This is a genomic window from Tabrizicola thermarum (genome assembly GCF_003574395.1).
GTDB lineage: Bacteria > Pseudomonadota > Alphaproteobacteria > Rhodobacterales > Rhodobacteraceae > Tabrizicola > Tabrizicola thermarum.
This window is the reverse complement of record NZ_QMJY01000083.1, coordinates 379,000-388,866: the sequence shown is the minus strand read 5'-3', so window position 1 is coordinate 388,866 and position 9,867 is coordinate 379,000. Positions and strand designations below refer to the sequence as shown.

Below are 9,867 nucleotides of genomic sequence, written 5' to 3'. Positions count from 1 at the left end.
CGTCAGCGTGTGGTGGTTCACGCCGTAGACGATGGTCTTGTCCGCGCCGTCGCCGGGGGCCGAGATCAGCACCCGCTTGGACCCGTTCTCCAGATGCGCCTGGCACTTTTCCTTCGAGGTGAAGATGCCGGTGCATTCCATCACGATGTCGACATCGCCCCAGGGCAGGTCGGCGGGGTTCTTCAGCGCCGTGACCCGCATCGGACCACGGCCCACGTCGATGGTGTCCGCGCCCGTCGTCACCGTGGCCGGGAACTTCCCATGCACCGAATCATAGCGCAGAAGGTGGGCATTGGTCTCGACGGGCCCCAGGTCGTTGATCGCCACGACCTCGATGTCGGTGCGGCCCGATTCGATGATGGAGCGCAGAATGTTGCGCCCGATGCGTCCAAATCCGTTGATGGCAACCTTGACGGCCATGTGTCTTCCTCCGAAGCAGGGACCCGTTCCCGATAGCGCTAACAATGCCATATCGCCGGGAAATGCAACCGCAGTTTGACGGTGTCAGTTCCAGAAATCCACCCATTCCACGAGGTCGAGGAACTTCCGCGCCAGAAACATCAGCGCCGACCCGCCGTTCAGGGCGATATCGGCGATGATGCCGGCGAGGATCACAAGGCCCAGCCAGAGCGCGATGGTGTTGGTCAACACGGCCCCCTTCACGGGGGCCGACGCCCCCTTACTGCGCAAGCCGCCCCATGACCCCGGCCACATCGGCCATCCGGCAGGAGAAGCCCCATTCGTTGTCATACCACGCCAGCACGCGAACGGAACGGCCCGCAACCTTGGTCTGGTCAGGCGCGAAGATCGACGATTGCGGCGTGTGGTTGAAGTCGATGGACACCTTCGGTTCGGGGTCATAGGCCATGACCATGCCCATGTAACCTGCGCAGGCTTCCCTTACGATTTCGTTGACGTCCGAAACCGTCACCGACTTCTGCGCGATGAAGGTCAGGTCCACCGCGCTCACGTTCGGGGTCGGCACCCGGATCGCGCTGCCTTCCAGCCGCCCCGCCAGTTCCGGCAGCACCTCGCCGATCGCCTTGCCCGCCCCGGTCGAGGTCGGGATCATCGCCATCGCCGCCGACCGCGCGCGATACAGGTCCTTGTGCCGCCGGTCCAGCGTCGGCTGGTCGCCGGTATAGCTGTGGATCGTGGTCATGATGCCCGATTCGATCCCGATGGCGTCGTTCAGCACCTTGGCCAGCGGTGCCAGGCAATTCGTCGTGCAGGAGGCGTTCGAGACGACCTTGTGCTCGGGCAGCAGGCTGCGGTGATTGACGCCGTAGACCACCGTCAGGTCGGCGCGTTTCGCGGGGGCCGAGACCAGCACCCGCTTGGCCCCGCGCGTCAGGTGCACGGCGGCCTTGTCGCGGTCGTTGAACTTTCCGGTGCATTCCAGCACCACGTCCACACCCTGCCAGTCCAGCTCTTCCGGGTTGTAGCTGGACATCACCCGGATCGGCCCGCGCCCCAGGTCCAGGCCGTCCTCCGTCACCTTCACCACGCCCGGAAACCGGCCATGCACGCTGTCATAGCGCAGAAGATGGGCGTTGGTCTCTACCGGCCCCGTGGCGTTGATCGCCACCACCTGCACGTCGTTGCGGTTCGATTCCGCGATATGCGCCAAGGTGCAGCGCCCGATGCGGCCAAAGCCGTTGATGCCGACAGTCACGGTCATGAAGAAAATCCCCCTCTGGTGCCTTGCCCCGCCTTAGCCGCTCCATCCCGGCGCGCAAGGCGAAAAACGACACCTTTTCAGCATGTTAGCGCAATCTTAGCCTGTTTGCGCTAACCTGATGCAGCGCTTTGCCGAATCCGGCGTTTCCCGCTACATCAGCGGTTGAACCGAACCGGGGCAGGGCATGAGCGGACTTCTCGCACTTCTGGACGACGTGGCGGCCATCGCCAAGGTGGCGGCAGCCTCGATCGACGACGTGGCCGCTGCGGCCGCCAAGGCCGGGACAAAGGCGGCGGGCGTGGTGATCGACGACGCCGCCGTCACGCCGAAATACGTCCACGGCTTTTCCGCCGACCGCGAATTGCCGATCATCTGGCGCATCGCGCTGGGGTCCCTGCGCAACAAGCTGGTGATCCTGCTGCCGGGGCTTCTGGCGCTGGATGCCTTCCTGCCGCAGGCGATCACGCCGCTTCTGATGCTGGGGGGGGCCTATCTCTGCTTCGAGGGCGCCGAGAAGCTGGTCCATGCCTTTGCCCCCCATGCCGACCATGAGATCGAGCAGGATTTCGACCCCAGGGACCCGGCCCATCTGGAAGAGGAAAAGGTCGCCGGCGCGATCAAGACCGATTTCATCCTGTCGGCCGAGATCATGACCATCGCGCTGGCCACCATCGAAAGCCCCAGCTTCTGGCTTCAGGCGGTGACGCTGGCGGTTGTCGGCACGCTGATCACCGTCGCGGTCTATGGTGCCGTGGCGCTGATCGTGAAGATGGACGACGTGGGCCTGCACATGGCCGCCACGGGCCGCACATCGGGGGGCAGGGCGCTGGGGCGGGGGCTGGTCAAGGCGATGCCGAAGCTGATGGGGTTCCTGTCCACGGTCGGGACGGCAGCGATGCTCTGGGTCGGGGGCAACATCGTGATCCACGGGCTGGAGGTGACGCATCTCTGGGCCTGGCCCTATCAGACCATCCACCATGCCGCCGAGGCGGTGGCCCATGCCGTTCCCGTGGCGCAGGGTTTCGTCGCATGGCTGGTGACGGCGGCGCTGGACGGGGTGTTCGGGTTGGTCCTGGGATTGCTGCTGATCCCCGTGGCGACGCGGGTGATCGGACCACTGTGGTCTGCGGTCACCGGAAAGACGAAGGCCGCGCACTAGGCGCGGCCTTCGCGGCCTTGTCCGCGGTCAGAGCAGGGCCTTGGCCTTCGCCACGGTCGCCTCGGCGGTGATCCCGAACTCGGCATAAAGCCGCTCCATCGGGGCCGAGGCGCCGAAGCTGGACATGCCGACGAAATCGGCCTTCGCCTCGCGCCCGCGTTCGCCCAGAAGCCAGCGGTCCCAGCCCTGCCGGACGCCCGCCTCGATGGCCACGCGCGCCGGGCCGGGGGGCAGGACCTTGCGGCGGTAAGCCTCGTCCTGCTCGGCAAACAGCTCCATCGAGGGCATGGACACGACGCGGGTGCCGATGCCCTCGGCCTCCAGCGCCTCGCGGGCCTTCAGCGCGATTTCCACCTCGGAGCCCGTGGCCATCAGGATCACCTGCCGCTTGCCCGTCGCCTCGGCCAGCACATAGGCGCCTTTGGCGACCATGTTCTGGTTGGTGTGCGACTTGCGGACGGCGGGCAGGTTCTGCCGGCTCAGCGCCAGCACCGTGGGCCGGGTCTTCTCGGTCAGCGCGATTTCCCAGGCTTCCGCCACCTCGACCAGATCGGCGGGGCGGATGACCAGCGTGTTGGGCGTCGCCCGGCTGATCGCCAGATGTTCGACCGGCTGGTGGGTCGGGCCGTCCTCGCCCAGACCGATGGAATCATGCGTCATCACATAGACCACCGGCACGCCCATCAGCGCGGACAGGCGCATCGAGGGCCGGGCATAGTCGGTAAAGCACATGAAGGTCCCGCCATAGGGGCGGATGCCGCCATGCAGCGCCATGCCGTTCATCGCGGCGGCCATGCCGTGTTCACGGATGCCGAAATAGACATAGCGGCCCTTGCGATCCTCGGGGGTGAACACGCCCAGGTCCGGGGTCCTCGTGTTGTTCGACCCCGTCAGGTCGGCCGAGCCGCCGATGGTTTCGGTCACGACCGGGTTCACCGCCGCCAGCACCTTTTCCGACGCCGCGCGGGTGGCAAGTTTCGGCAGGTCCGCCACCGCCTGCTTCTTCACCGCCCGGATGGCCGATGTCAGCTTCGCCGGTGCCTCCAGCGCGAAGATGCGTTTGAACTCGGCCTGTTTCGCGGGCGAGAGCGCCGCCATCCGCGCCTCCCATTCGGCCCGGGCCTTTGCCCCACGGGCGCCCAGCGATTCCCACCAGGCCTTGATCTCGGCCGGCACCTCGAAAGGCCCGGCGGTCCAGCCATAGGCCTCTTTGGCGGCCTGCAATTGCGCCTTGTCGGTCAGCGCGCCGTGGCCCTTCGAGGTGTCCTGCGCCGCGTGGCCAAGCGCGATATGCGTCTTGCAGGCCACCATCGCGGGCCGGGGGCTGGCCTTGGCCGCCGTCAGCGCCCGGTCGATGTCTGCCGGATCATGCCCGTCGCACTCGAACACATCCCAGCCGCTTGCGGCGAACCGCGCCTTCTGGTCGGTGATGTCGGCGATGCTGACCTTGCCGTCGATGGTGATGCCGTTGTTGTCCCACAGCACGATCAGGCGGCTCAGCTGCTGCTTGCCCGCCAGACCGATGGCTTCCTGAGACACCCCCTCCATCAGGCAGCCGTCGCCCGCGATGACCCAGGTGTAGTGGTCCTGCACCTTGGCCCCCCAGCGCGCGCGCAGGGATTCCTCGGCCATGGCAAAGCCCACGGCGTTGGAAATGCCCTGACCCAGCGGCCCCGTCGTCGTCTCCACCCCCGCGACATGGCCGTATTCCGGGTGGCCCGCGGTGATCGCGCCCCACTGGCGGAAATTCCTGATCTGGTCCAGCGTCATGTCCTCGTAGCCGGTCAGATAGAGAAGCGCATAGATCAGCATCGATCCATGGCCTGCCGACAGGATGAAGCGGTCGCGGTCCGGCCAGCGCGGCGCCTTGGGGTCGAACTTCAGGTGCTTCTCGAACAGGACCGTCGCCACATCGGCCATGCCCATCGGCATCCCCGAATGGCCCGAATTCGCCGCCGCCACCGCATCCAGCGTCAGAGTGCGGATCGCGGTCGCGCGCATCCAGTGGTCGGGGTTCTTCTGGCGCAGGGTCTGGATGTCCAAGGCGGCATTCCTTCAGGTCAAGCGTGGCAAGGGGATCGCAAGCCTCCTAACCAGCGCGACCGGCAAGATCAAGCTTGCTGGCCAAGGCCTTGGGAAGAAAGGCCGGTCGCCTTTCCCGGGTTTCGCGCTAAGATCGCTGCACGGTTGTGACGGGCGATTCGGGACGGAATCGTTCAGGGGGTTGCGGGTAAGGCTTCGACGCCCGGGGCAAGAGGGTAAGGGATGCAGGAAATCACCGAACTGGAAAAGCGGATCGCCGCCGCGCTGGAACGGATCGGCAAGGGGCTGGACCGCCTGCCCCTGGTGTCACGCGCGGCTCCGGCGGCCACGGGGCCGGCGGGGCAGGGGGCCGAGGCTTTGCTGCGCGCCCAGCTTGAGGAAGAGAAGGCCCTCACCGCCCAGTTGCAGGCCCGCCTCCGCGCCGCCAAGGACCGCGAGGCGCGCGGTGATTTGCAGGAAAAGGTCGACCGGCTGACGCAGGAACTGGACGTGCAGGGGCTGGAACTGCAACGGATGCGCCGCGTCAACGCCGCCTTGCGCGAACAGCTGGAATCCTTGCGCAGCGCCCAGGCCAGCGGCGTGGTGGAGCCTGGCCAGATCAACAAGGCGATGCAGGCCGAGCTTGAAGCCCTGCGCGCCGCCCGCCTGACCGAGATCGCCGAAATGGACGAAATCCTCGCCGCCCTGGAACCGCATCTTTCGGAGGCTCGCAATGCCTGAACTTGAAGTCACCATCGGCGGTCGTCCGTTCCAGGTCGCCTGCCAACCCGGCGAGGAACATTTCCTGCGTGCTGCCGCCGCGATGCTGGATGCCGAGGCGCAGCCCATCATCGCCCAGCTTGGTCGCCTGCCCGAGGCGAAGATGCTGCTGATGGCCGGGTTGATGCTGGCCGACAAGACCGCCGCCGTCGAGGACGAACTCCGCGCCCTGCGCGCCCGGGTGGCAGAGCTTGAGGCCCGCCCCGTTGCCACCCGCGACGTGGCCGTCGTGCCGAAACAGGTCTCGGACACCCTTGCCGAGATCGCCGCCCGCGCCGAAGCCATGGCTGCGCGGATCGAAGAACAGGTGCGCGCATGATCCGTCCGGTCTTGATCACGCTCGCGCTGCCCACCGCGGCCCTTGCCGCGCCCGAGTTCCAGACCGTCACCTACTACTGCGACCGCGGCGTGCAGGTGCCCGCGACCTATGTCAACACGCCCGAAGGCAGTCTTGTCGTGCTGATGGTGGACGGCCGCCAGATCATGCTTCTGGGCGAACAGGCCGCATCCGGTGCGCGCTATGGCTGGCCCTCGGACGGTTCGACCTATGTCTGGTGGACCTAGGGGCAGGAGGCGACGCTTTACTGGAAGACGCCCGAGGGCGAAAACCCGATCATGACCTGTCTGGGCGACGGTTGACCGTCAGTTGACCGGGCCGGGCCGGGCACAAGACCCCGCGCCCCGCCCGCTTTCGGACTGACCGGCACCGGATCAGGCGTTGGCTTCGCGGATCTTGTCCGCCGCCGCCTTGTCGAAGGGCACACCCTTGGCCTCGAACAGCTGGTCCAGCTCGCCCGACAGCGTCATCTCGGTGACGATATCGCAGCCGCCCACGAACTCGCCCTTGACGTAAAGCTGCGGGATCGTCGGCCAGTCGCTGAAATCCTTGATGCCCTGGCGGATCTCCGGGTCGGCCAGCACGTTCACGTCGTGGAAGTCCACCCCCATGAAGTTCAGGACGCCCGCCACGCGGCTGGAAAAGCCGCATTGCGGCATCATCTTGGTGCCCTTCATGAACAGCACCACGTCGTTCTTCTCGATCACCTCACGGATCGTCGCTTCAGCGCTCATCGCCTGATCTCCTGTTCGTCATCTTCCGCACCGTGATAGCTGGCTGCGCTGCGCTGCGCCAGATAGGCCGCCATCCGCCGTTCGCTTTCCAGTGCTGCCGCTTGCCGGGCCTCGAAATCCCGATCCACCGGCGCGGGCTGCCCGCGCTTTCGGCGGCTCCGGTCCTTGAGGATGGTCATCAGACCCACCAGCGGCAGGATCGCCATGACCAGCCCGCCGGGCCCGACCCCCGGTGCCATCAGTCCGGAGCCTTTGTCGTCAGCGCCAGCGCATGCAGCGCGCCGTTCGGGCCGTCCATCTTGCCTTTCAGCGCCGCATAGACCGCGCGCTGCTGCTGGACGCGGTTCAGGCCCCGGAAACTTTCGTCGATCACCTCGGCCGCGAAATGCGCGCCGTCGTCACCCTGCACGCTGATCTTCGCGTTCGGGAAGGCCTCCCGGATCAGGGCTTCGATGTCGCGGGCTTCGATGGGCATCGCGGTACTCCTCGTCGTTGGTGTCAACCTAGGCCCGGGCCCTGACGGGTTCAAGAGCCTCCCATTCCTCGCGCAGCATGCCGAAGAGGAGGAGGTCCACCGCCCGACCCAGCGCAGGACGGTGCCAATGCGCCCGAAGCCGCCCCTCCTGCCGGAAGCCGGCGCGCGTGTAGATCTTGACCGCGCGGGGGTTCTCGGCGCTTGCGTCCAGCCAGAGCCGGGCGGCCCCGAGGTCGCGGAAGGCGAAATCGACCAGCGCCCGGAAGAAGGCATCGCCCAGGCCGCCGCCCGCACGGTCCAGCGCGATGCGGAACAGCTCGACCACCGGCTGGTCGGCGCTGCGGAAGATCGCAAAGCCCCTGGCCGGACCCTCCCAGATCAGCACCCGGTCCGCGGGGCTGTCGATCCAGGCCTGAAGCTGCGCCTCGTCGGCGTCCCCGATGAAGGGCGCATAATCCGGCCGGGTCGTCAGGCTGCGGATGAAGGGAATGTCCCCCGGGACCGCTGCCCGCAGCATCAGAGCCCGACCTTGTCGGCAAAGGCCGTCCGGTAAAGCCGCGACAGCTCGACCATCGGCGCGCTGTCGCCGCCCATGGACACGATCGCCCCCCCGAACTGCCCGACCCGCGTCAGGGGCACGCCCGCCGCCTGTGCCGCCGCCTGCAAGCCCGCCAGATCGCCCGGAGCCACCGCCAGCAGATAGCGCGCCTGATCCTCGCCGAAGAGGGCAGGGGTGCCGGTCACGTCAAGCGTCACGCCCAGCCCCGCGCCTTCCGCCATCTCGAAGGCCGCCAGCGCCAGCCCGCCGTCGCTGAGGTCGGTGCAGGCGCGGATCGCCTTGCGGTTCGCGCGGACAAACTCCCCATTCCGCCGCTCGGCCACCAGATCGACGGGCGGAGCATCGCCCGCCTCGATCCCGAAGGCCTCGGCCAGAAGCGCGGATTGCCCCAGATGGCCCCGCGTCTCGCCCACCAGCACCGCAAGGTCGCCCTCGGCGGGCCGGCCCGCGATCAGCTCGTCCATCGTCCGCAACAGCCCCACCGCGCCGATCGTGGGCGTCGGCAGGATGCCCTTGCCGTCGGTCTCGTTGTAAAGCGACACGTTGCCCGACACGATGGGCATGTCCAGCGCGCGGCAGGCCTCGCCGATGCCTTGCAGGGCGCCGACGAACTGTCCCATGATCTCGGGCTTTTCCGGGTTGCCGAAGTTCAGGTTGTCGGTCGCGGCCAGGGGCAGGGCGCCCACCGCCGTCAGGTTCCGGTAGGCCTCGGCAACCGCCTGCCTGCCGCCCTCGACCGGGTTCGCCTTCACATAGCGCGGGGTCACGTCCGAGGTGAAGGCCAGCGCCTTCCCGGTCCCATGCACCCGCACCACGCCCGCAGGCAGGCCCGGCGTGACCAGCGTATCGGCCCCCACCTGGCTGTCGTATTGCTCATAGACCCAGCCCTTGTGGGCATGGCTGGGCGAGCCGATCAGCGCACGCAGGCCATCGATCGCGCCGATCTCGGGCACCTCGCCCAAAGGTGCCGCCGGGGGCGTCGGCACCCAGGGCCGGTCGTATTCCGGCGCAGAGGACGACAGCTTGGACAGCGGAATATCCGCCTTCACCTCGTTGCCGTGCAGGATCAGGAAGCGGTCCTCGGGGATCGTCTCGCCGACGATGGCAAAGTCGAGGTCCCACTTCTCGAAAATCGCCCGCGCCTCGGCCTCCTTTTCCGGCTTCAGCACCATGAGCATCCGCTCCTGGCTTTCGGACAGCATCATCTCGTAGGCGGTCATCCCCGTCTCGCGCTGCGGCACGTCGTCGAGTTGCAGCTTGATGCCAAGCCCGCCCTTGTCGCCCATCTCCACCGCCGAACAGGTCAGCCCCGCGGCCCCCATGTCCTGGATGGAAATGACGGCACCACTGGCCATCAGCTCCAGACAGGCCTCCAGCAGGCGCTTTTCGGTGAAGGGGTCGCCCACCTGCACCGTGGGGCGCTTTTCCTCGATCGTGTCGTCGAACTCGGCGGATGCCATCGTCGCCCCGCCGACGCCATCGCGGCCCGTCTTGGCGCCGAGGTAAACCACCGGCATCCCCACGCCCGAGGCCGCCGAGTAGAAGATCTTGTCGGCATCCGCGAGACCGGCCGCAAAGGCATTGACCAGACAGTTGCCGTTGTAGGCAGCGTGAAACCGCACCTCGCCGCCCACCGTGGGCACCCCGAAGGCATTGCCGTAACTGCCGATGCCTTCCACCACGCCCTTGACCAGATGCGCGGTCTTGGGATGCGAGGGCAGGCCGAAGGACAGCGCATTCATCGCCGCGATGGGCCGCGCGCCCATGGTGAAGACATCGCGCAGGATGCCGCCGACACCGGTCGCCGCGCCCTGATGCGGCTCGATGTAGGAGGGGTGGTTGTGGCTCTCCATCTTGAAGATCACCGCCTGCCCGTCGCCGATGTCCACCACGCCCGCATTCTCCCCAGGCCCGCAGATCACCTGCGGCCCGGTGGTCGGCAATTTCTTGAGGTGGATCTTCGAGGACTTGTAGGAACAATGTTCGTTCCACATGGCGCTGAAGATGCCCAGTTCGGTGAAGGTCGGCTCGCGCCCCAGGATCTCCAGCAGACGCTCCCATTCATCGGGCTTGATGCCATGCGCGGCCACGACGTCGGCGGTGATGAGCGGTTCGGCCAC

General features: G+C 67.2%; 13 protein-coding genes. 4 read left to right on the top strand and 9 right to left on the bottom strand.

Features of this window, described 5'->3' with window-relative positions:
* The 3 genes from D5084_RS18215 to gap all read right to left on the bottom strand — a co-directional run.
* Positions 1-420, bottom strand: a 420-nt coding sequence (locus D5084_RS18215; protein ID WP_238382704.1) for a glyceraldehyde 3-phosphate dehydrogenase NAD-binding domain-containing protein, incomplete at its 3' end; no start/stop codon positions are given.
* An 84-nt stretch (positions 421-504) separates the two neighbouring features.
* Entirely contained in the window at positions 505-648 is a 144-nt protein-coding gene (locus D5084_RS18210; RefSeq protein WP_128516919.1) for a glyceraldehyde-3-phosphate dehydrogenase, read from the bottom strand.
* Positions 649-679: 31 nt separating this feature from the next.
* On the bottom strand, positions 680-1,681 hold the full coding sequence (gene gap / locus D5084_RS18205) for a type I glyceraldehyde-3-phosphate dehydrogenase (protein WP_128516918.1): 1,002 nt from the start codon (positions 1,679-1,681) through the stop codon (positions 680-682).
* A gap of 184 nt (positions 1,682-1,865) precedes the next feature.
* Between gap and D5084_RS18200 the strand changes: the two genes are divergently transcribed.
* Complete coding sequence (locus D5084_RS18200) at positions 1,866-2,840, top strand: DUF808 domain-containing protein (protein WP_128516917.1); 975 nt, start codon at positions 1,866-1,868, stop codon at positions 2,838-2,840.
* Positions 2,841-2,867: 27 nt separating this feature from the next.
* Here D5084_RS18200 and tkt read toward each other — a convergent pair whose 3' ends face one another.
* Positions 2,868-4,883, bottom strand: a complete 2,016-nt coding sequence (gene tkt / locus D5084_RS18195; RefSeq protein WP_128516916.1) for a transketolase — start codon at positions 4,881-4,883, stop codon at positions 2,868-2,870.
* A gap of 222 nt (positions 4,884-5,105) precedes the next feature.
* Here tkt and D5084_RS18190 point away from each other — a divergent pair, with 222 nt between their 5' ends.
* The 3 genes from D5084_RS18190 to D5084_RS18180 are packed head-to-tail and all read left to right on the top strand — an operon-like array spanning position 5,106 to position 6,206.
* A complete protein-coding gene (locus D5084_RS18190) occupies positions 5,106-5,603 on the top strand; it encodes a hypothetical protein (RefSeq protein WP_128516915.1) in 498 nt (165 codons plus the stop codon).
* Positions 5,596-5,961, top strand: coding sequence for a cell division protein ZapA (locus tag D5084_RS18185; RefSeq protein ID WP_128516914.1), 366 nt, complete (start codon positions 5,596-5,598; stop codon positions 5,959-5,961). The genes D5084_RS18190 and D5084_RS18185 overlap by 8 nt, the downstream gene beginning before the upstream one ends.
* Complete coding sequence (locus D5084_RS18180; RefSeq protein WP_128516913.1) at positions 5,958-6,206, top strand: MliC family protein; 249 nt, start codon at positions 5,958-5,960, stop codon at positions 6,204-6,206. The genes D5084_RS18185 and D5084_RS18180 overlap by 4 nt, the downstream gene beginning before the upstream one ends.
* 147 nt (positions 6,207-6,353) lie before the next feature.
* On the opposite strand, the gene grxD is transcribed toward D5084_RS18180, so the two are convergent.
* The 5 genes from grxD to purL are packed head-to-tail and all read right to left on the bottom strand — an operon-like array spanning position 6,354 to position 9,867.
* The gene (gene grxD, locus D5084_RS18175; RefSeq protein ID WP_128516912.1) at positions 6,354-6,713 is read right to left on the bottom strand and encodes a Grx4 family monothiol glutaredoxin; all 360 of its coding nucleotides are present in this window, start codon (positions 6,711-6,713) and stop codon (positions 6,354-6,356) included.
* Entirely contained in the window at positions 6,710-6,952 is a 243-nt protein-coding gene (locus D5084_RS18170) for a hypothetical protein (protein ID WP_128516911.1), read from the bottom strand. Before D5084_RS18170 ends, grxD begins: the two co-directional genes overlap by 4 nt.
* Positions 6,952-7,188, bottom strand: coding sequence for a BolA/IbaG family iron-sulfur metabolism protein (locus D5084_RS18165; protein ID WP_128516910.1), 237 nt, complete (start codon positions 7,186-7,188; stop codon positions 6,952-6,954). The genes D5084_RS18170 and D5084_RS18165 overlap by 1 nt, the downstream gene beginning before the upstream one ends.
* A 28-nt stretch (positions 7,189-7,216) precedes the next feature.
* Positions 7,217-7,705, bottom strand: coding sequence for a GNAT family N-acetyltransferase (locus tag D5084_RS18160; protein WP_128516909.1), 489 nt, complete (start codon positions 7,703-7,705; stop codon positions 7,217-7,219).
* Positions 7,705-9,867, bottom strand: coding sequence for a phosphoribosylformylglycinamidine synthase subunit PurL (purL, locus tag D5084_RS18155; RefSeq protein ID WP_128516908.1), 2,163 nt, complete (start codon positions 9,865-9,867; stop codon positions 7,705-7,707). Before purL ends, D5084_RS18160 begins: the two co-directional genes overlap by 1 nt.